The organism is Planococcus maitriensis, assembly GCF_003289925.1.
GTDB lineage: Bacteria > Bacillota > Bacilli > Bacillales_A > Planococcaceae > Planococcus > Planococcus maitriensis.
In genome coordinates this window covers 178,677-200,344 of record NZ_QLZQ01000001.1, presented here as the reverse complement: position 1 = coordinate 200,344, position 21,668 = coordinate 178,677, and the positions used below count along the sequence as shown (strand labels likewise).

Here is a 21,668-nt window from a genome sequence, read left to right as displayed (position 1 = left end):
ATTTGCCGGCCGGCGAAACGCTCATTCAACCAATTGGATGAATTGGCGTGTCCGTTCATGCTGCGGATTTCCGAAGAAGGTCTTCGGGTCCGCGGATTCGATGATGGTTCCTTGGTCGATCATGATGATACGGTCGGCCACTTCCTTGGCGAATTTCATCTCGTGTGTCACGACGACCATCGTCATGCCTTCTTCAGCGAGCTGCTTCATGACCTGGAGCACTTCCCCGACAAGTTCCGGGTCGAGCGCTGAAGTCGGCTCGTCAAAGAGCATCACTTTCGGTTCCATCGCAAGCGAGCGGGCGATGGCGACGCGCTGCTTCTGCCCGCCTGATAGTTTGCTCGGGTAGACATCCGCCTTGTCGCTCAAGCCGACTTTCTCCAATAGTTCCAGGCCAAGCTTTTTCGCTTTTTCCTTGTTCATTTTCTTGACCGTAATGGGTGCTTCGATGACATTCTCGAGCACCGTCTTATGCGGGAAAAGGTTGAAATGCTGGAAGACCATGCCCACTTCGGCACGGATCTTCGTCAAATTATCTTTTTTCGGATCGACTTTCTTGCCGTCGATCGTGATGGATCCTTCGTTGATCATCTCCAGGAAGTTAAAGCATCTGAGCAGCGTACTTTTGCCGGATCCGCTGACCCCGACCAGAACAACCACCTCTTGGGGCTGGACGTGGAGATCCACGCCCTTCAACACCTCGAGATCACCAAAGGATTTGTGTATATTCTCTCCAATAATCATAACTGCTCCTCCTTAGGTTTTGTCCACATCAAGCCGGTTTTCATACCAGCGCAGCAAGTACGTGAAGATCATGACGAGCACCAGGTAATAAAGCGCAACGACAATGAACGATTCAAACGGCTGGAATGATTGTGCCGCTTCCCGGTTAGCGAGGGAGAAAATCTCCGCGACGCCGATGATATAGACAAGCGACGAATCTTTCAGCGTGATGATGAACTGGTTGCCGAGCGGCGGGATGGAGCGCCGCAGCGCCTGCGGGAATACGATCCGCTGCATCGTCTGCTTGCGGTTCATCCCGAGCGACATACTCGCTTCGCGTTGCCCTGGGTCCACCCCTTGGATCGCCCCGCGGAAAATCTCCGCGATATAGGCGCCGTTATGGACGCCGAGCGCGATGGCGCCTGCCCAGAAGTTCGACATCGTATAGATTTCCACGATCCCGAAGTACAAGAACATGATCTGTACGATCAACGGCGTGCCGCGGATGATCGTGATATAGACATTGGCGATGCCTTGCAGGATTTTGGATCCTGAAATCTTCATCAAAGCAAACACTAGGCCGATGAGCGTCCCCAGAATGACGCCGACCGCCGTTAATTGAAGCGTGACGACCGTAGCCTCAAGGAAGCCCGGATATGTCCGCATAAACACTTCAAAAACTGTCCCGAACAATTCAAACATAGACGAATCCCCCTTCTATCCCCAGCTGTTTTTAATTGAGAATTTCGATGCCTTCAAGATCGACATCGAGGAGATCGCGCCCAAACCATTTTTCCGAAATCTCTGTGTACGTTCCATCTTCGATGATGGCCGCCAAGGCTTCATTGATCGCCGCGAGCAATTCCTCGTCTTCAGGGCGCACCGCTACAGCTGCCTGCTCGATCCATAGCGGATCGCCGACCATTTCGATTTCAAGCCCTGCATTCTGTGCTTCAAAGCCGACAACGTCTGCCGTGATGACGGCATCCAAACGGCCTTCAACCGTTAAATCCTGCAAAGCGACAACGTCACTATTGTAGTATTGGATATCATCCGTGTATTTCTGTGCCGCTGTATCGTACGTACTTTGGCCGACTACGCCGATGGTTGCGCCTTCAAGATCTTCTTCCGACTGGATTTCCGTATTGCCTTCGCGGACGAAGATCACGCCCCCTGAGTAGTAGTACGGGTCCGAGAAAGCGACTTGCTCTTCACGCTCTTCCGTGATGGCCATCGATCCCAAGATCGCATCGAAGCGGTTGGTGGTCAACCCTTGGATGATCGTTTCCCAAGGCGTCGTCACCGGGTTTGGCTCAAGCCCCATTTCTTCTGCGATGGCGTTGCCGATCTCAATATCGAAACCGGTCAAGTTGCCGCCTTCCTCATAGTTGAACGGCTTGTACAAACCGCTTGATGCAGTCGTGAACTTGCCTTCTTCCAGAAGGTTCAAATCGCTTCCTGCCGCCCCTTCGCTTGATCCTTCCGAGCCGGTGGTTGAGTCATCCGATCCACAGGCTGCCAAAAGCATGCCTGCCGTTAAAATTACGCCTGCCGTTGTAAATTTTCTATTCATCTTGCTCTCCCCTTTTCGTGTATGTTTGACCAAAACGCCTGAGCGATTCGGGACGTGCCTGCAATGAGTTATGTCATATGAAAATATCCTGATCCGTGTAAGCCGCTTCAAGCTGCGCCAGTTTCTCTTTCACTTTTGCATGTTCTTTGACATAGACAAAACGCATGACGGAAGTCAATAACGCATGGACCGCTGTATAGGAATCGATATTCAGGTTCGCATTGACGGAAACGACGAGCACATTATCGGCACTTTTCGCGGCCGGTGATTCCTCGCTATCTGTCAAGACAATCACTTCCGCCCCCTTGCGCTTCGCTTGCTCCAATGTATCCATCAAGGTTCGCGTATAGCGCGGGAACGCGAACGCGATGATCGTATCATGCGGCCCGAGTTCCGCCATTTGCCCATAGTAAGCGGCCGTGCCAGGCTGCATCATCGCTGTATTCCCGAGCGCACTGCCAAGCCAGCCCCCGAACCATTGGGCTAAGCCGAAATCGAAGAAATTGCCAGTGACGTAGCGCCGTTCAGATTTGCTGATGCGGTCCACCACTTGCAACAAATTTTCTTCATCGATCGTTTGCTTGAGCTTCAGGATACTGGTGATGTCTGCATCGAGCAGGTTTTCAAGAAATGACTGGTCCGCACCGGCAGGCTGTTCCTGCTGCGCATTGTCCAGCCGTTCCTCTGCAAGCTTCCGCTGAAGCGTGTGCTGAAATTCTGTATAACCCCTGTAACCGAGCTTCTGGGTCCACCTGATGACGGTCGACTCGCTGACCTGTACGCGCTTGCCCACTTCCAATGCGGGCGAAAAAGCGATGAAAATCGGTTCACGAAAAAAGAGATCTGCAATCTTTTTTTGCCTGGCACTGAAGTCTTTATAAGAAGCTGACACATTTCGCAGTAAATCCTGCATATTCATTCCCCCATCGCAAGAACACGCTTAGTTGCTTGTCATTTAGTATATACTTTTGCAGGATTCCCTGCAATATTTTGCTGAAAATTCTGCTATTGTTTATGTCATTTTCCTCATGAATATACCCCCAGACCACGTGTTACAGCAAAAATACACAAGACAAAAACTTTTATCCCCCCGCATGCCAACTGCCCTGTCCTTTTCTTTCTCCTTTTCCAGCTATTGTTGTACACTATTTGTATAACTAATTTAGATGGGGTGCTGTTCGTGAAATGGGAAAATCGGATTTTCAAGCTATTCATTTTTTGGTATGTCTGCGGCGTCATCCTGCTGAGTTTCGACCTATTGCCGCCTTGGCTGGAATGGGCAAATGCCTTTTTCCTCATTCTGGCCGGAACACTCGGCTTCCTTTACTTATGGCGGCGCTTCGGCCCTGCAGTCGGCGGGTCGGTCGGCGTGCTCATTTTCTTCTCGACTTTCATCGTCGAATGGGCTGGCGCAGACAGCGGTTTCTTGTTCGGGTCGTATGACTACACCGACCGTTTCGCACCGAATGTCTTCGGCGTCCCGATCGCGATCGGGTTTGCCTGGCTTATGGTCATGGCGACAAGCCACGTCATCGCGCGATGGATCGTGCCAGCCGGCGGCCTTCTTTACGCAGTTGCCGGAGGCGTGGCAGCGGTCATCATCGACTTGATCATCGATCCGGTTGCCTATAAAGTAAAGGGCTATTGGCTATGGGAAGTTACAGGGTTCTACTATGGAATCCCCTGGACCAATTTCACCGGCTGGTTTATCGTGGCGTTCGCCCTTCACCTTGTCCTTGATGCGGCATTCAAGATGAAGGGGCTTGAAGTATCGGCTGGACAGCCCGAAAAGCGCATGGCCCTCTTGTATGTATTGATGATCGCCTTGTTCGTACTGCTTGGGATGATCGGCGGCTTATGGCTGGCAGCCCTATTGACCTCCGTCCTCACGGCAGCGATCGTTGCCTTGGCATGGAAGAGGCGCCCGCAATGATCCAGGCGAAAAAATCAGCGCTTTTTGAACGCGCATTCGCAATGTATTTGATGCCGTCGATCCATCGGTCTTTTTCCCACCTTTATGGCCGGAACATCCGCCCGCCTGGAGGCCCGGCGCTGATCATTTCAAATCACAGCTCCTGGTGGGACGGGTTGTTGTTCTTTTTCCTGAACCGGCGCGCCTGGAACTTGGACGTCCATATCATGATGCACGAACGCGGGCTGAAGGAATTTCCTTTTTTCCGCCGGCTTGGCGCTTTTTCGATCGACCGCAGCAACCCGAAAGATATTTTGGCTTCACTGCGCTATGCCGAGAAGTTATTGAAACAAGGCAAAACGGTCATCCTGTTTCCGCAAGGCGATGAATACCATTTGGAGACCCGCCCGCTGGAATTTCATACAGGCGTCCTGTATTTGATGGAGAAATGCCCGGAGATTCCACTTGTTCCGGTACGCTTTTATTATTCAATGCGCCGCGAAAAACATCCCGAAGTGTGGATCGACCAAGGCGACAGCCTGAGACTCGATGACATTCCCGCGGGCTCCAGACACGACAGGACCTTATGGCTGCAGGAGCGGGAAACCGCCGCGCTCGACCGGTTGAAACAGGAAGTGCTCGAAGAGAATTACGGAGAATTCCAAGAGATGCTGAAAAGGAGGCGCAAACCATGATTACGGCTTTGATCGTCATCCATATCGCCTTTTTCTTGTGGATCGCCTTCAACCGCCTGTTTCTGCCAGCGCTGCCCAAACAGCCTGCAGTGAAAGCAGAGCCATCCGTATCCATTCTTGTGCCGATGCGCAACGAAGAACGCAATGTGCCGACGATTGTCCGCTCATTGAAAGAGACCGACTGGGAAAAGGCCGAATTCATCCTGTTGAACGACCAGTCGACCGACGGCACCCAAGCGGCACTCGACCGGGAAATCGCAGGCGACAAGCGCTTCACCGTCCTGCAGGGCGTCGAATTGCCTGACGGGTGGGTCGGCAAAGTCCACGCCTGCCATCAGCTGCAGAAACACGCTTCCGGCGATTACTTATTCTTCGTCGATGCCGATGTCCGCTTCCGCAAGCAGGCGGTGCGGCAGACACTCGACTTGATGGAAAAGCGGGGGGCCGCCTTATTGTCGGGCTTCCCTGCTTTTGAAGTGCCGGTGTTCTTGAGCAAATTGCTTGTGCCGATGCTTCATTTCGTCATTTTGTTCCACTTGCCATTGGCGCTGGCGAATTACGCAAAATTCCCGGCGGCTACCGCGGCAAACGGCATGTGGATGGCATTCGAGCGAAAAGCATATGATGCAATCGGCGGGCATGAAGCGGTGCGCACCTCACTCGTGGAAGATGTACATATTGCGCACACCTTGAAGCAAGCAGGCCATAAAGTGCTGCTCGCCAACATCACCGCATCGGTCAAATGCCGGATGTACGAAACGCCAGCGGAAGTATGGGAAGGCTTCCTAAAGAACAGCTACACCGGGATCGGGCGTTCGCCGTTGATCGCCCTCCTCCTGACCTTGTTTTACAGCGTCTTTTACATCTTCCCGTTGTTTCTCGCAGCAGCCGGCCTTATGACGGCCAACTGGATCTGGCTCGTGCCCTACGTACTGACCGTTTTGCAGCGCTGGTATGTCGACATGGTGACCAACCAGCGCTGGTATTTGGCATTTCTCATCCCGCTCCAAGCGGCAGCCATGCTCGCGGTACTGCTGACGGCCATGAAAAAATCCTTGAAGAATGAGCCCTATACATGGAAAGGCAGGCATTATTCATGAACCGACCACATATCGCCATCGTCGGCGGCGGCCTTGGCGGCCTGTCCGCCGCAATCACGCTCGCGAACGCCGGGATGCGTGTCAGCCTATTTGAAAAAAACAGCCATTTCGGCGGCAAGCTGATGCCTGTTCAACTCGGCAGCCACCGATTCGATTTCGGGCCGAACACGATCACCATGCCGAACGTCTTCCGCGAGGTCATCGAGCAGACGGGCCGCGACCCTGATGAGTATTTCCAGCTCGAAAAACTCGCTGTCCATACGCGCAACCATTTCGCGGACGGCAGCCACATCGACTTTACGACAGACCGCGCACAGATGATCCGCCAGCTCGAAACTTTGGATTCTTTTGCGGCCGGCAAATACGAGGCATTCCTGGCTGAAGTCGCACGCCTGTATCGTTCATCCGAACAATATTTCTTTCCGCTCAGCTTCCAGTCGTTCCGGGATTATTTGTCCCCATCACTCGGGATGGCCATGCTGAAGGTGCGACCGCTTGAATCGATGGACCATTTTTTCAGCCGCTACTTCAAGCACGAAGGCCTGCGCCAGGCAGTCGGCCGCTACGCCACTTATATCGGGTCATCGCCTTATAAAGCCCCGGCCACGTTTGCGATGATCGCCCACCTTGAACTTTCTCAAGGCGTCTTTTACGCAAAAGGCGGAAACGTCTCGATTGCGCAGGGCTTTGCGGCTGTTGCAACGGAATGCGGCGTGGAGATGCACCCTGAAACGGTGGTCGCCCGCATCCTGACGGAACAAGGAAAAGCCTGCGGCGTGGAACTCGCGGACGGCGAACGGATTGCCGCCGATGCCGTCATCTTGAACGGAGATCTATTGTCGGCCTTTCCTGAACTGGTGGATGAAGCAGAGCGCCCGTCTTTCCGTGATGCGAAGCGCGACCGGTTCGAACCGTCGATCTCGGCTTTCGTCATCACGGCAGGGCTCGATGTGCGCTTGCCCGAACTGAAGCACCACAATGTCTTCTTCTCGGCTGATTACCCCCGTGAGTTCCGTGAATTGTTTGCCGACAAGCAATACAGCGGCGAACCGACCATCTACATCAGCAACTCGTCCCACACAGATCCGGCCGTTTCGCCGCTCGGGGACAATTTGTTCATTCTCGTCAACGCCCCGTCCCTGACAGCGCAAGGCGATTTGCAGATTGACCCGCAACAATACAAAGAACGAATTTACGATTTATTGGAATATTACGGAATTAAAATACGCGACCACCTGCAGGAAGAACGGATCTTCACTCCTGAATTCATCCGCGATAAATTCGGGTCTTATCGCGGGGCTTTATATGGGCCCTCATCGAATCGCCCTAAAGATGCCTTTTTGCGCCCGTCGAATGCAAGCCGCGACATCAAGGGGCTGTTCTTTGTCGGCGGAAGCGTCCATCCAGGCGGCGGCTCCCCAATGGTCACCTTGAGCGGCTTGAATGTAGCGCGGCGCCTGATCGAAAGCTTTTCCCCGTAGGTAGAATGAAAAAAAGCTGTTTCCAGCCGCCACAACTGGCGGATGGAAACAGCTTTTTTCTTTTTTATAAGCATTGCAGGATGGACTGCTTGGAATCGTCCGTGACGTAATGCTTTTCGTGGAACACCGTATATTCTTTCGAACGGATCGTCGACAGGATCTCACGGTAGACAAGCGCGGCCCCTTTGACCGGCACGCGGGAAGATAAAGGATAATCGTTGATCGTTTCAAATGCGCGGTCATAATGGAACTCCGCTATGCTGGCGAGTTCTTCCCAGACCTGGACGAACGATTCCGAAACCGTCCCGCTTCCAAGCGCCTCTTCGGCAAGGCCGTATTTCCGCATGATGTCCTGCGGCAAATAAATACGGTCCATAGACAAGTCTTCTCCGATATCGCGGAGGATATTGGTGATCTGCATGGCGTAACCAAGCGAAATCGCGCCGTCTTTCAACAAAGCCGTGCGACCTGGCGCCAATATCGGCAGCAGCATCAGCCCTACCGTGCTCGCGACGTGGTAGCTATAGTCCAATAGCTCATCGAGCGTGCGGTAACGGTTGATCGTCAAATCCATTTCCTGCCCTTTGATCAAGCCATAAAAGGCGCTGGCGTCCATATCGTAACTTTCAAATACATCTTCAAGCGCAAGCCACATCGGGTCGTCCCATTGGATTGAACCGGCCAGAAATTCGTCGAAGTCTTTCCGGAATGCCTTCAGCTCAGGTTCAGGGTGGCTGCCTTCGTCGACGATATCGTCGACTTTCCGGCAGAAGGCGTACACCGCCCATACCGCTTTGCGCTTCTCTTTAGGCAATAGGGAAAATGCTTTATAAAAGCTCTTTGAATTATCGGCGATAATGCGTTCGCAATAGCTATAGGCTTGCTTCAATTCCATCATGAACCGCCCCTTTCTTTCAAATCGCTGTGGATTCTGTCGGCCAGCAATTTCGCGCCTTGCATGACAATCGGGATGCCGCCGCCCGGATGGACAGAAGCGCCGACCGCGTACAAGTTTTCAGTATTGTCCGGTTTGACCTGCGGGCGAAAGACCCCGGATTGCCGCAATGTCGGGCCGATGCCGAAACTGCCGCCTTTGAACAAGCCGAACGCTTCTGCATCTTGCGGCGTACGCACGTCCATCCACTCGATCGACTCCCGGATGCCCGGGAATGACAGCGTCTCCATCCGGTCCAAAATACGCCCAATCCATTCTTCATCATTTTTCCAATCGATCTCTGTGCCTGAAGGAACCGGCACGAGTACATAAAGCACCGACTTCCCTTCAGGGGCAAGCGAATCGTCAATGACAGAAGGATGGAATGTGTAGAACGCCGGGTTCTCCGTTTTTTGCCCTCTGACAAACACATCTTCCATATGTTCTTTATAATCATCACCGATAAAGAATTGGTGGACATTTACGTCATCATAAACCTTATCCAACCCAAAATACAGCAGCACACAGCCCGAAGAAGGCGTAAATTCCTTCTGTTTCTTCATTGGCGCCAATTCCTTGATTCCCGGGAAGTCCCCATTATAGACAATTGCATCATAAGGCTCGATGCCCGATTCGGTTTCAACCGCTGTCGCACGGCCATCTTTTTTCAAGATGCGCTTAACAGGCGTCTCCAAACGGATCTCAGTGCCGCGGCTGCGCAATTCCTGCTCCATGACGGGAATGATGCTCGCATAGCCGCCTTTCACGTAGTAAACCCCGTGCTCATGTTCGCTGAACGGCACAAGTGAATACATGGCCGGTGCACGGTACGGATCGCCGCCGATATAGAGCGCCTGCAGGGAATAGGCCAGCTGCAGCCGTTCGTCCCTGAAATAGTTTTCCATCAATTGATGGACGGATTGCTGGGGTTTCAGTTTCATCAAGTTGCGGATATTGCGGAAAGTCCAAAAATCCGCTTTGCGGACAAAATCATGTTCGAGAAAAGCAGGCTTGCCGATATCGAAGCGCTTCTGCCCTTCATCCATAAAGCGGAGAAACCCATCTTTATCTTCCGGGAACTGCTCTTCGACCTCCTGCAGTTGCCGCTCGCGCCCTGGGTATTTCGTATACACTTTCCCGTCTGTGAAACGGATTGTATAAAGCGGGTCGCATAGTAATAATTCGATGCTTTCGGGATCGATTCCTGCCTGGGCGAACAAATCCCGGAACATTTCCGGCAGCAAGACGATGGTCGGGCCTTCATCGATCCGGAAGCCGTTCCGTTCCACAAACGCCATCCTGCCGCCGAGTTTGTGTTCTTTTTCGTAAATGGTGACCTCGTAGCCGAGCTTCGTTAAATACAGCGCGCCCATCAAGCCCCCGACTCCGCCTCCGATCATGGCTATTTTCATGCATATCCCCCCGCTTTTGGAAGTGGGCCTATCGGAATACCGGATTTGCCGTCTTCTTTCAAGATGCCGTTCGCCGTGATGCGGGCGGATTCAAGAATGGTCGGCAAGCCGCTGCCAGGATGCGTTCCGCCCCCGACCAGCCAGCAATTGCCAAGCTCTTCGAATTTATTATGCGGGCGGAACACCATCATTTGCGATAATTGATGCCCCAAATTGAATGTGGCGCCGCGGTATACGGAGTAATCCGATTCCCAACCGAACGGCGTCAGCATCTTCTCGACTTCGATGTGGTCGCGCAAGTTCTTGAAATCGGTCTTTTCTTCGATAATATCCAATACCAATTCGCGGAAGGCTTCCTGCTCGTTTTCCCAGCCGATGTCGCTGAAATTGTTCGGCACCGGTGCCAATATATAAAGCGCCGACTTGCCTTCCGGAGCCAAAGTCGGATCCGTTACGCTGGCATTCTGGATGTAGATCGACGGGTCTGCCGACAGGATGCGCGATTTCGTCATTTCTTCGACATTCTTCTGGTAGTCTTTTGCAAAGACAATCGTGTGGTGCGACAAATCATACTTCTTGTCGAGCCCCAGATAAAGCATGAACGTGGAACAGGAATATTTTTTCTTGTCGAGCTTTTTCGGCGTGTATTTTTTCAGGATGCCCGGCTCCACGAGATGAGTCATGACATGTGCAAAGTCGCCGTTGATGATGACTTCGTCCGCCGCTTCGCGGCTGCCGTCATAGAGGTCGACGCCTTTCACCTCGCGCCCTTCTACCCATAATTTCTGGACGCCTTTTCCAAGATGGATGCGGCCGCCCATTTCCTTGACCGCCTTCGCCATCGCCGCGGATAATTGGTTGACCCCGCCAATCGGATGGTAGATGCCGTATGCGTGCTCCATATAGGACAGAATCGTGAACGCACCCGGGCATTCCCAAGGCGACATGCCAAGGTATTTCGACTGGAACGCGAACGCCATCTTCAATCGCTCGTCTTTGAAGTACTGGGATAACACATCGTAAAGCGTCTTGCCTGCTTCAAGTTCCGGCAGCGCTTTGATCACTTTTGGCTGCATAAGGTCTGTCATGCGGTCCATTTTCGTCTGCAACAGCGGAGACAGCGCTTCGAGTTTCTTGCCCGTGTCTTTCATGAAACGCATATAGCCTTCCCCGTCACCTTTGAAGTTTTTATCGATTTGCTTGCGCATCGCTTCCGGATCGCGCGTCATCACCAAGTTCTGGTCTTCAAAGCGCAGTTCGTACATCGGGTCCAGTTCGACCGCTTCCATATAATCGTGGACATTGCGCCCTGTTGTTTCAAATAATTCTTCAACTAAATGGAGCATGCTCAAAAACGTCGGACCTGTGTCAAACGTGAAATCGCCTAATTTCAATGCAGCATTGCGCCCGCCGATGCGGTCATTCTTTTCGTAAATATCGACTTGGTACCCTTTGCTCGCCAAGAGCATTCCTGCTGCCAAGCCTCCTGGCCCCGCTCCTATAATAATCATTCGTTTCGCCATTGCGTAAGCCCCCGTTTCACCTTGTAAAAGTTATACAATATCTATACAAACAGTATATACATCTCTTCCCTAAAAGACTAATCATTTAACCTCTTTATGGCGCTTGTTTTTTTATTCAAGGTTTGCGGCGAATGAAAGCGGTGTGTACGGGAGAATCGCTTCCGAGGCTGTGTATGGAAAAGGATAGCAAGAGCTTGCTGTGGAATTGTTTTGGCGTCTGGAATGAAGCTTCGTTTGATTATTCGCCGCCCGGCTTTGGGTTGGCCTTTGGCAATAAGCCAGGAAGAACGCCTGTCTTATTGCGTCGGCTCACCCTGGTCGCTGGGCGGCTTAGTGATTTCATTGATTCGAGTTTGTTTAAACAGATCTGCTTTTTTGCGGAGTTACCGGCTAGTGGGGGAATCGCTTCTTGAAGAATGGTGTGTTGTAATGAAGTGCTTCAAGTGAAAGCTAGTTGGATGATGAATGCCTTGAAATATCAAAGACTCCCCCGCCTTATATACTTCTCTCGTGAAAAACGCCATAAAAAAACCCGGCTGATGGTTCAGCCGGGTTTTGCTTATTTCAGGATTTTGATTTTTACGTTCTTGCGTCCCCATTTCAGTGCTTTGTTGCGGTCTGGGATGAAGACATCGATTTTTTTGCCTTTGATAGCGCCGCCTGTATCGCCGGCGACGGCGTAGCCATAGCCTTCCACCCATACTTTCGTGCCAAGCGGGATGACTTTCGGATCGACTGCGATCACTTTAGCTCCAGGGTTCTTCTTCAAGTTGATGCCGGTTCTCGTGATGCCTGAGCATCCTTTGCAATATGCCGTATAGGCTGTCGAGGAAACAGTGAATTCCTTCACCACTTTATCTTTGCTAGCAGATACGGGTGTTGGTTTAGCAGTTGATTTTTTCAATTTCAGCTTTTGTTTCGGGTAGATCAGATTCGATTTCAAACCGTTCCAGGATTTCAGGTTATTGACGGATACTTTCGTTTGCTGGGAAATTTTATAAAGCGTATCGCCGCTTTTGACTGTATAAACATTCGATGCTGCAGAAGCCGTAAGTGAAGTGCCAAGCAATAAGAGCATTGCCATTCCTAAAGCCGCCAATAATTTTTTCAAGTTCCTATCCCCTTTGCGTATCGGATAATTGCGCCTTGCGTAAATCGGTTGAAAGCTTTTCAGTAAAAATAAAATAGCACGGCAAGGTTACAATCATGTGACAGCGTTAGGCATATTTGATTACAATTCCGCTTTTTTTCGTGACAAAAGAACCCATCCCATTAAAACCAGCAGCCCAAAACAGAAAAAAAGCCTTTCCCAAAGCTTCCAAAGCTTGCGGAAAAGGCCTCTCTTATTTTTTCGCTTTATGGACTTTCAAGGTTTTGCCTTTGACGGTTTTGTCTTTCATCGCTTTCAGGACATGCAGCCCCTTGCCGTTCAGGATATCGATGTACGTAACGGTGTCCTGGATTTTGATGATGCCGATATCTTCCGCCGTGATGCCCGGTATGCTGGTCAACGTCCCGACAAAATCGACTGCACGCAGCTTTTTCTTTTTGCCTCCATTGAAATACAGCTTCATGATGTCTTGGTTGAGTGCAGCCGCTTTGTGCTTTTTCGGCTTCTGGCGGCTCTCGATCTTGTCTTCAAATGCCGGTTTTGCCAAGGCGACTTGCTCTCTTGACGGCCGTTCGACACGTGGGATTCCAAACCCTAAATAATCTTCCGTTTCTTTCAGGAATTTGTCTTCGAACGGTGTGGCGAATGAAATCGCCTTGCCACTCTTGCCGGCACGCCCCGTGCGGCCGGCACGGTGGACATAGCTTTCCTTCTCGAGCGGGAAATCATAATTGATGACATGGGTGATGCCGTCAATATCGATGCCTCGCGCCGCGACATCGGTGGCCACCAAATAACGAAACTCGCCGCGCCGGAAATCATCCATGACGCCGAAACGGTCTTCCTGGGTCATGCCGCCGTGCAATTGATCGCTTGTATAGAACAAACGCTCCAAACCTTCCGACACGGCATCGACCTGGTCTTTCGTCCGGCAGAAAATGATGCAGCTATCCGGATTCTCGACGACCGTGACATCACGCAGCAACTGGAATTTATCCTGTTCCTTCACGATATACAAAGAATGCTCGATGCGCTCTTCCAAGGTATCGGCCGCTTGGATGGCGATATAGCGCGGCGAGCGCATGAAATCACGCTGCAGCTTTTCCAGATGTGCCGGAAAAGTTGCCGAGAACAGCATGGTCGTCCGTTCTTTCGGGAGCTGTTTGATGATCGATTCGACTTGTTCGATGAAGCCCATATTGAGCATTTCATCTGCTTCATCGAGTACCAAATACTCGATTTTCTCGAGCTTCAAGGTGCCTTTTTCGATATGGTCGAGCACGCGTCCCGGCGTCCCGACGACGATATGGCATTTTTGCTTCAGCTCTTCCTTCTGGTACGCAAACGGGTGCTTTCCGTAGATTGCAGCAGCTTTAATGCGCTTGAAGCGGCCGATATGGGTGATGTCTTCCTTTACTTGGTCGGCAAGTTCACGCGTCGGGGTCAAAACGAGCGCCTGGGGCTTGTTTTCTTCCCAATCGACGAGTTGACACAGCGGGATCCCGAATGCGGCGGTCTTGCCGCTGCCGGTTTGCGATTTGACGGTCAAATCGTGTTTTTCAAGAGCGGCCGGGATGACTTGCTGCTGCACTTCGGTCGGTGCCGTATAACCCAGGCCTTCCAGCGCTTTTACGATCGGCTCGCTGATGCCGTACTCTTTGAATTGGTTCATGTTCATAAGTTCTCCTTCTCCGTTCATCTGTCTTATCTCTTCATTATGGCACGGATCGGGCAGTTTTGCAGTTAAGCGATTATTGGCATTATTGGTCGAGCAGGCTCACGGAGACTTTCACATCGAGCGACTGGCTGCCGCCTCTGTAGACGCCTTGAACCGGGCTGACATCGTTGTAATCGCGGCCGACGCCGACGCGGATATGGTTTTCCAGCGCTTCGACATTATTGGTCGGATCGAGCCCGACCCAGCCGATGCCCGGCACCATGAATTCCACCCACGCATGGCTTGCGGCATCGCCGACAAGCGCTGAATCTTCCCCTACATACAAATATCCGCTGACATAGCGCGCTGGGATGTTCTTGCTGCGCAAGATGCCGAGCATGACGTGCGTAATGTCCTGGCAGACGCCTTTTTTCAAATCGAACGATTCGCTCGCCTTGGTTGTGACGGTCGTCGACTCGCCGTCATAGGTGAAATGGTCAAAGACATACTCGGTCACATCAATCGCGTATTGCACCGGGTTGGTCATCTCCCCGAGCTCGCGGTCGACCAATTCCATCTGCTCCGGCGTGATATACGTATAGGCTGTGTTGCTTAAGTACGCCATATAATGCTCCGTGAACAATTGGGAATGGAAAATGACGTTCATTTCCGGCGAATAGTCGATGCGGTGGATGAACGGGCTTTTCTGGATGCTGACGATGGAAGTCGATTTCACTTCCAGATGCTGATGATGTTCGGCAATGAAAAACGTCTCGACGTTATTGCCGAAAATGTCGACATGTTCTTTTGTCAATGTCGCTGGCGTAATATCTGCACGGTAGGACAGGAGGCGTTGGCATTCATCCGTTCTTGGTTTCAGACGGATCGTGTTCATGCTTTGGTCGACGATGGTTTCATAATCAAAAATATTGGTATGCTCGATTTTGTATTTCATAGAAGTTATTCCTTTCATATCCATCCTTTGGGATTGGAACGCCATCGCTGTTTCCGCCTCGGGATCGGTCAAATAATAAGTGCTGGAGAAAATCCGGCTGATTTCGTTGCAGCCATCCTGGAAACGGTTCAGGAAATGCATCAATTCATCCGAATCCAGCGATTCGATATCCGTCTCGCTGAAGGAAGTCCGCACTTCATCAAGCTTTGCATATAACTCCCACGAATAATGGGACACTTTGCCTTCTTCCAGTTCTTCGACTGCGTCCCGCACATGGTCGAGGCAATAGCGGATCGATCTCGGGAAGGTTTTGTCCGATATCAAAAAGCCCAGTACTTTCTTCGGTTCCATGCGCGGCGGATTGCTCTTCAAATATGCATTATAGCCATTGGTCATCCTGAGAGCCGCCAGCCAGAAATAATAATCATCCGTCTGCTCTTTCCTGACGCGCTCACGCGTCCGCTCGCAGACGACATTCAAGATGCGCGCCGTCTTTTCCGCGCGTTCGAGCCATTTGGCGATTTTGATCATTTGATACGCCACACCCCGGGACATCGAGGACTCGACAATTCCCTGGGAAATAAGCGAAGTCGTTTTGATGGTTTCCAGGAACGACCTCATTTCACGGACCGAGCTGTTCTTCAAGTCCATGTCATTGAGCGCCAAATACGAACGGTTCCAGGTCTCCCAATAATCATCGGGGATATGGTCGCGGCTGATGCGGGCATTTTCCCGGACGACCATCGCGCAGCTGGCGACTGAATTGGCGTTTTCTTGTGCCATCGCCAAGTATTGCACCAGTTCCGATTCTTCATAGGATGGGTTGGCTTTGATGCGGCGCATCGTTTCCGTCGAATCGCAGATCTCAAAAATCAGCCTCCAATCCGAATCGCGCACGAGTTCCTCATCAGCCGCTTCGATCATCTGCAGCAATTGCACGTCGAGGATGCGCGCATTGTTCTCCGCCCGCTCGACATTCCGGGACATCCAATACAATGAATTTGCGACACGGCTTAACATTTACGCATCCTCCCCTTCTTCTTTCTTCTTGAACACCCACGTGTCTTTTCCGCCTCCGCCTTGTGAAGAGTTGACGACAAGCGACCCTTCTTTCAGCGCGACACGGGACAATCCGCCGGGCAGGACATGCGTCGTTTCGCCTCTCATGACGAATACCCTCAGATCCACGTGGCAAGGGTAGAACTTGTCTCCTTGAAAAGCCGGTGCGCGGGACAGCTTGATCGTCGGCTGCGCTATATACTGATGAGGCGTTTCGATAATTTTCTCCCTGAACTTTTCGATCAGCTCCTTCGAGGCATGGGGGCCGACGAGCATGTCGTAACCGCCGGATGCCCCGACATTTTTGACGACAAGCTCTTCAAGATGCTCAAGCACCCATTCGCGGTCTTCGGGCTTATCAAGCAAATAAGTTTTCACATTGTCGATGATCGGTTCTTCACCCAGATAATAGCGGATCATCTCCGGCACATATGCATAGATCGCCTTATCATCCGCGACACCGTTGCCGACCGCATTCAAAATCGCGACATTGCCCTTTTGGTAAGCTTCCATCACGCCGCGTACCCCGAGCGCAGAGTCCGGACGGAAAGCTTCCGGATCCAAGAAATCATCGTCGATACGGCGGTAGATGATGTCGACGCGCTTCAACCCCCGAATCGATTTCATATAGACGATATTGTTGCGGACGACCAGATCGCGGCCTTCCACTAAATCCATGCCCATCTGCTGGGCCAAAAAGACATGGTCATAATAAGCCGAGTTGTACATCCCTGGCGTCAAAAGCACTGCAAACGGTTTGTCTTTCCGTTCTTTCGGGGCATGATCCAAAATCGCCTCATGCAGGAAGCTCATCTGATGCTCGAGCGTCCTCACCGAATGGTTGACGAAAAACTCGGGATACACTTGGCGCATGACATACCGGTTCTGGTACACATAAGACAAACCGGAGGGGTTGCGCAAATTATCTTCAAGCACATGGTATTTCCCATTTTCATCACGGATCAAGTCAATCCCCGCCAGGAAGATGTGATTGCTGAGCGGAATCTTGACCCCTTTCATCTGTTTTTCATAATAATAAGGATTGTCTTCGACCAAATGGCGCGGCACGATTCCCGCTTCGATAATCCTTTGGTCGTGGTAGACGTCGTCCAAAAAGCGGTTCAGCGCTTCCGCGCGCTGGGTCATTCCTTTTTCGACCACTTCCCATTCTTCCGGCGGGATGATGATCGGCACGAAATCGAACGGCATGGTCCGCTCGGTCCCTACATTATTATGGTAGACAGTGAAAGTGATGCCTTGGCGAAGAAACGATAATTGCGCTGTCTCATGCTTTTCCCTTAGTTCATCTTCTGAAAATCGCTTGATCACTTCATGGAAGGTTTCGTAATGGGCTTTCGGTTTTCCGTCTGGCGTAAACATCTCATCAAAAAATGGACTGGTTTTATAATCGTTAAACACGTGGCCGAACCCCCTCTATCAGAATGCCGCCAGTAAATCCCGCTGATTTTCAAAAGGTATGAATTTTCTGTCTACTGGAGGGAAAGAAAAAGCCATGCCCATGCTCGGCATAGCTGTTCTTTGTTCTATTATAACCGAAGTTATTTTTTCGTTGTGCCGCCATTTGAAGATTTGCCCGAAGCGGAATCGGTTTCCGGCTTCTTTTTCAGCGATTCGGTGTAATCCGTGCTGCCGCCGAACGAACCGCCGCTCGGCTTATCGGCATCCGTAGAGGAAGAAGTGGAAGAGAACGCATCTTTATTGGCGGATGATGCTGTATTGCCCGATGAAGAATCCGAGCCTTTCGATTCACCGACTTCATCCTGGACGGTCTTGTTCGCTTTATCGAGCGCGTCTTTTTCCTTATCCATCATTTGCTGCTGCTTCTCGATTGTCGTCTTGACCGTGTCGACCGCTTTGTTGATATGAGGCTTCACTTTATCGACCATACCGCCCGACTGCTCATTGAAGCGATCCAAATTCTTCTTGATGTTCTCTTTCATGTCGGCCGTGCCCGTCGAAGAACCGCTGGTATTTTGTGCGCTGCCGGTTTCCGACTTTTTCTGTGTCATTGCTGCCCCGATTGCCGCGCCTACCCCCAGCAATACGAGTTTGCTGAAAAATCCGCCTGATTTTCGTGCCATTTTATAATCTCCTCCTTCATTTAATAAAACTTAGTGTAGTAAGTATAGACGGAATTGCCTATTTTCAAACATCGCTTCCCTAAAAAGGAAAAAGACACCCTTGTAACAGGGCGCCCTTTAAGGTGTATCTATCAATTTGCCTTCTTCTAACAATACTTGCTTGAATGCTTTGACGACTTCTTCATCATATTGAATCCCGATCAGACGTTCGAGTTCCTCCATCGCATATTGGGCGGTGAACGCAGAACGGTAGGCACGATCTTCCGTCATCGCATCGAAAGTATCACAGACCCCGATGATCTTTGCCTCGATCAAGATCTCATCGCCTTTCAAGCCGAATGGGTATCCGCGTCCGTTCACCCGTTCATGGTGCTGCTCGACGATGTCGGCGATATCTTTATAAGGGGTGTCCCGAATCATATCGGCGCCATCTCCTGGATGCTTTTTCACCAGGTCAAATTCTGCATCCGTCAATTTGGAAGGCTTTTTCAAGACTTCTTCCGGAATATTGATTTTGCCGATGTCATGAAGGATGGAAGCCAGGAATAATGACTCCATATGTTCTCTTGTTAATTTTAATTTTGCAGCAGTCTTAACAGCATAATTGGCGACTCGGGCACTATGGTTAAAAGTATAGCGGTCCTTTTGCTCAACACGTTCGCCAATTTTTCTTAGTTCTTCGATGATTTTACTTAAATAATGAAATACAGGAGCAGTGGATACTGAGAATAATGTTACTGTTTCTATGACTCTGAAAGAAACAGGCACTTCCAATTCGTTACATGAAAAGAAACCATCCTTGCTTAAGGTAATGATATTCCCTTCAACTTCCGCCTGAATCTCTCCTTCTAATATGTAATAAAATTCATGAGCATCGGCAACTTCACTTGGAAAAAGGATAAAGCTATTATCTTTAAGAATTGTTTGTTTTAGAAGTTCTAGACCTCCCCCTCTTCCTAACAGAGACAGAGTGGTGGTGTCGTTTTCAATTTTTTCCAGATAGTTCCCCTTTAATATATCCAAGCCTCTCACAAATTCACTTCCCTTATATAAAAAAAATGAGAGCAAAGTTTCCTCTACTCTCATACTACTCTTTTTAACTGATATCTACAATATTCTCACCAAGAAACTACTACGATAGGGTCAATAAGGGCAGTTCTGTCACCGAAGAATCCTTCAACTAGGACAATCTTTGCATCGATTCCGGCTTCGGTAGCTTTCTCAATGCCTTTTTCCGTCATATTTTCAGCTTTTTCCTGGAGTTTCGTGATCAGCTTTGTGATTTTTTCTTCGTACTTTGCAGTCAATTCCGCTTTCTGTTCCATGTCTGTTTCTTTTTCAAGTTCAGCTTGGTAGCGAGCATAAAGCTTAGCGGCTTTTTCTTCATTTTTAGCGATTTCCGCTTCGATTTTTGCATTCACTTTATTGATATCTTTCATCGCTTCTTGCACTTCTTTTGTCATTGTCCCATCAATACTGTGTTGCGGCACATCATCTACGACTGGAATTCCCGATGCAAACGCTCCTGTTCCCATTGATAAAATCATTATGAATGAGAAGATGACGGCTGCGATACTTTTCTTGAACATGCGTATTCCTCCTGGGTTGATTTAATTTTTTTTGAAGAAATTGCGGACCGCTTATCCTTTTTATATTTCTGTTACTGGCGATATAAGCGACCGATAGTCCTACATCCTTCAGTATATACACGCTAGGACTTTTGCACAACAACTCCTGAAAAAATTTACAATAAAGAAACGAGATGATTATTTAAAGTTATTTAAATAATCAATTTATTATTCATTCCCCTTTATTCCGATTTGTAACCCCAAAAGAAAAAAGCCTGCAAGGAAAAATTGCAGGCTTGTCATTCAATGAAACTCTTTTATGGCAATACGGTGCTGCCCATCAAATAACGGTCGCATTCCCGTGCGGCTTCACGGCCTTCGTTGATCGCCCAGACGATCAAGCTCTGGCCCCTGCGCATATCGCCGGCCGCGAAAATGCCTTCGACATTCGTGCGGTAATCGCCGTATTCAGCTTTAACGCGTGAATTGGCATGCGTTTCGACATTCAATTGGTCGATCAGCAGCTGTTCCGGCCCGCTAAAGCCGATCGCGATCAGGATCAGATCCGCTTTCCAGACTTTTTCCGTGCCCGGGATTTCCTCGCGGATGCGGTTGCCCTGTTCATCGATTTTCAGCTTGACGTTGACGGTATGGACTTCTTTCACGTGCCCGTTTTCATCGCCGACGAATTTCTTCGTCATGACCGCATATGCACGCGGGTCGTCGCCGAACGTTGCGGCTGCTTCCTTGTGGCCGTACTCTACACGATGGATTTTTGGGTATTGCGGCCACGGGTTGCCTTTCTCATCACGGATGGCACCTTTTTGATCGTACACATCGAATTGCACAAGGCTCTTGCAGCCATGGCGCACGGATGTTGCAAGACAGTCTGTTCCTGTATCACCGCCGCCGATGACAATGACGTCTTTTCCTTTTGCCGAGATGTAATTGCCGTCTTCCAAGTCGGAATCGAGCAAGCTTTTTGTGCTGGCATGCAGGAAGTCCATCGCGAAATGAATGCCTTCCAACTCACGCCCTTCGACATCGATATTGCGGTGGACAGTCGCCCCGGCCGCCATGATGACCGAATCGAAATCATCGCGTAATTTCGCTGCAGGATAGTTTTTGCCGACTTCGACATTCGTCACGAATGTGATGCCTTCCTGCTCGAGGATCTTGACGCGGCGCATGACCATATCATACGGCAATTTCATTTCAGGGATGCCGTAAGTCAGCAAGCCGCCGACGCGGTCGCTTTTCTCGAAAACCGTTACCATGTGGCCGGCTTTGTTCAATTGGGCTGCCGCCGCTAGTCCCGCAGGACCCGATCCGACAACCGCCACTTTCTTGCCCGTTCGCTGTTTCGGCGGTTCCGGCACCACCCAGCCTTCCGCAAATCCGCGTTCGATGATCGATCGCTCGACGGTACGGATGGCGACAGGCGGTTCGTTGATGCCAAGGACGCAAGCCCCTTCACACGGCGCCGGGCAAGCGACGCCGGTGAATTCCGGAAAGTTGTTCTTCAGGTGTTCCCGGTGAAGCGCTTCTTTCCATTGCCCCCGGTAGACCAGATCATTCCATTCGGGGATCAAGTGATTGACGGGGCATCCGGTCGTGCCATTGTCGAGATCCATTCCCGTCTGGCAAGTCGGGACGCCGCAATCCATGCAGCGCGCCCCTTGCTTTTGTACTTCCTGTTCAGATAGCGGAATCGTGTAATCTTTCCAATCATGCGTCCGCTGTTCGGGGTCGCGTTCTTTTACAGTCTGTCGGTCATATTCCATAAATCCGGTTATCTTCCCCATCGTTTCCCTCCAGTTCGCATATTTATCAAGCTTTTCTCTATGAAAGGCAGCAGTGGCC

General features: G+C 50.7%; 19 protein-coding genes and 1 pseudogene. 4 read left to right on the top strand and 16 right to left on the bottom strand.

Annotated features, from left to right (window positions below; all coding sequences use genetic code 11):
- Positions 1–21 precede the first annotated feature (21 nt).
- The 4 genes from DP119_RS00945 to DP119_RS00930 all read right to left on the bottom strand — a co-directional run bounded on the left by DP119_RS00945 (position 22) and on the right by DP119_RS00930 (position 3,209).
- Complete coding sequence (locus DP119_RS00945; RefSeq protein WP_112230033.1) at positions 22–744, bottom strand: amino acid ABC transporter ATP-binding protein; 723 nt, start codon at positions 742–744, stop codon at positions 22–24.
- 12 nt (positions 745–756) lie between these two features.
- Positions 757–1,425: an amino acid ABC transporter permease gene (locus DP119_RS00940; protein ID WP_068870493.1), complete on the bottom strand. Its 669-nt coding sequence runs from the start codon at positions 1,423–1,425 to the stop codon at positions 757–759.
- 31 nt (positions 1,426–1,456) lie between these two features.
- Positions 1,457–2,296, bottom strand: a complete 840-nt coding sequence (locus DP119_RS00935; protein ID WP_112230031.1) for a transporter substrate-binding domain-containing protein — start codon at positions 2,294–2,296, stop codon at positions 1,457–1,459.
- 73 nt (positions 2,297–2,369) lie between these two features.
- Positions 2,370–3,209: a MurR/RpiR family transcriptional regulator gene (locus DP119_RS00930; protein WP_112230029.1), complete on the bottom strand. Its 840-nt coding sequence runs from the start codon at positions 3,207–3,209 to the stop codon at positions 2,370–2,372.
- A gap of 267 nt (positions 3,210–3,476) precedes the next feature.
- Between DP119_RS00930 and DP119_RS00925 the strand changes: the two genes are divergently transcribed.
- The 4 genes from DP119_RS00925 to DP119_RS00910 are packed head-to-tail and all read left to right on the top strand — an operon-like array spanning position 3,477 to position 7,484.
- A complete protein-coding gene (locus DP119_RS00925; protein ID WP_240616351.1) occupies positions 3,477–4,229 on the top strand; it encodes a carotenoid biosynthesis protein in 753 nt (250 codons plus the stop codon).
- Positions 4,226–4,903, top strand: a complete 678-nt coding sequence (locus tag DP119_RS00920; RefSeq protein ID WP_112230028.1) for a lysophospholipid acyltransferase family protein — start codon at positions 4,226–4,228, stop codon at positions 4,901–4,903. The genes DP119_RS00925 and DP119_RS00920 overlap by 4 nt, the downstream gene beginning before the upstream one ends.
- Positions 4,900–6,003: a glycosyltransferase family 2 protein gene (locus DP119_RS00915; protein WP_112230026.1), complete on the top strand. Its 1,104-nt coding sequence runs from the start codon at positions 4,900–4,902 to the stop codon at positions 6,001–6,003. The genes DP119_RS00920 and DP119_RS00915 overlap by 4 nt, the downstream gene beginning before the upstream one ends.
- Positions 6,000–7,484: a phytoene desaturase family protein gene (locus DP119_RS00910; RefSeq protein WP_240616350.1), complete on the top strand. Its 1,485-nt coding sequence runs from the start codon at positions 6,000–6,002 to the stop codon at positions 7,482–7,484. The genes DP119_RS00915 and DP119_RS00910 overlap by 4 nt, the downstream gene beginning before the upstream one ends.
- A gap of 64 nt (positions 7,485–7,548) precedes the next feature.
- Here the strand turns inward: DP119_RS00910 and DP119_RS00905 are convergent, their stop codons facing one another.
- The 12 genes and pseudogenes from DP119_RS00905 to DP119_RS00855 all read right to left on the bottom strand — a co-directional run bounded on the left by DP119_RS00905 (position 7,549) and on the right by DP119_RS00855 (position 21,610).
- Complete coding sequence (locus tag DP119_RS00905) at positions 7,549–8,382, bottom strand: phytoene/squalene synthase family protein (RefSeq protein WP_338066430.1); 834 nt, start codon at positions 8,380–8,382, stop codon at positions 7,549–7,551.
- Positions 8,379–9,830, bottom strand: coding sequence for a phytoene desaturase family protein (locus DP119_RS00900; RefSeq protein ID WP_112230022.1), 1,452 nt, complete (start codon positions 9,828–9,830; stop codon positions 8,379–8,381). Before DP119_RS00900 ends, DP119_RS00905 begins: the two co-directional genes overlap by 4 nt.
- Positions 9,827–11,353, bottom strand: a complete 1,527-nt coding sequence (locus tag DP119_RS00895; protein WP_112230020.1) for a phytoene desaturase family protein — start codon at positions 11,351–11,353, stop codon at positions 9,827–9,829. Before DP119_RS00895 ends, DP119_RS00900 begins: the two co-directional genes overlap by 4 nt.
- 559 nt (positions 11,354–11,912) lie before the next feature.
- The gene (locus tag DP119_RS00890; RefSeq protein WP_112230018.1) at positions 11,913–12,464 is read right to left on the bottom strand and encodes a 3D domain-containing protein; all 552 of its coding nucleotides are present in this window, start codon (positions 12,462–12,464) and stop codon (positions 11,913–11,915) included.
- Between the two features lie 232 nt (positions 12,465–12,696).
- Positions 12,697–14,142: a DEAD/DEAH box helicase gene (locus tag DP119_RS00885; protein ID WP_112231867.1), complete on the bottom strand. Its 1,446-nt coding sequence runs from the start codon at positions 14,140–14,142 to the stop codon at positions 12,697–12,699.
- 82 nt (positions 14,143–14,224) lie between these two features.
- Entirely contained in the window at positions 14,225–15,076 is an 852-nt protein-coding gene (locus DP119_RS16070) for a transglutaminase family protein (RefSeq protein ID WP_476704071.1), read from the bottom strand.
- A gap of 135 nt (positions 15,077–15,211) precedes the next feature.
- Positions 15,212–16,063 (bottom strand): annotated as a pseudogene (locus DP119_RS16065) (alpha-E domain-containing protein); the annotation flags it as partial.
- Positions 16,064–16,096: 33 nt separating this feature from the next.
- Positions 16,097–17,554: a circularly permuted type 2 ATP-grasp protein gene (locus DP119_RS00875; RefSeq protein WP_112230014.1), complete on the bottom strand. Its 1,458-nt coding sequence runs from the start codon at positions 17,552–17,554 to the stop codon at positions 16,097–16,099.
- A 140-nt stretch (positions 17,555–17,694) separates the two neighbouring features.
- Positions 17,695–18,237: a hypothetical protein gene (locus DP119_RS00870; RefSeq protein ID WP_112230012.1), complete on the bottom strand. Its 543-nt coding sequence runs from the start codon at positions 18,235–18,237 to the stop codon at positions 17,695–17,697.
- 117 nt (positions 18,238–18,354) lie between these two features.
- Positions 18,355–19,269 (bottom strand): HD-GYP domain-containing protein, encoded by a 915-nt coding sequence (locus DP119_RS00865; protein ID WP_112230010.1) that lies wholly within the window; start codon positions 19,267–19,269, stop codon positions 18,355–18,357.
- A gap of 86 nt (positions 19,270–19,355) precedes the next feature.
- Positions 19,356–19,826 carry an OmpH/Skp family outer membrane protein gene (locus DP119_RS00860; protein ID WP_112230008.1) on the bottom strand — a complete coding sequence of 157 codons (471 nt, stop codon included), beginning with the start codon at positions 19,824–19,826 and terminating at the stop codon, positions 19,356–19,358.
- Positions 19,827–20,122: 296 nt separating this feature from the next.
- Positions 20,123–21,610, bottom strand: a complete 1,488-nt coding sequence (locus DP119_RS00855; protein WP_112230006.1) for a glutamate synthase subunit beta — start codon at positions 21,608–21,610, stop codon at positions 20,123–20,125.
- Positions 21,611–21,668 lie beyond the last annotated feature (58 nt).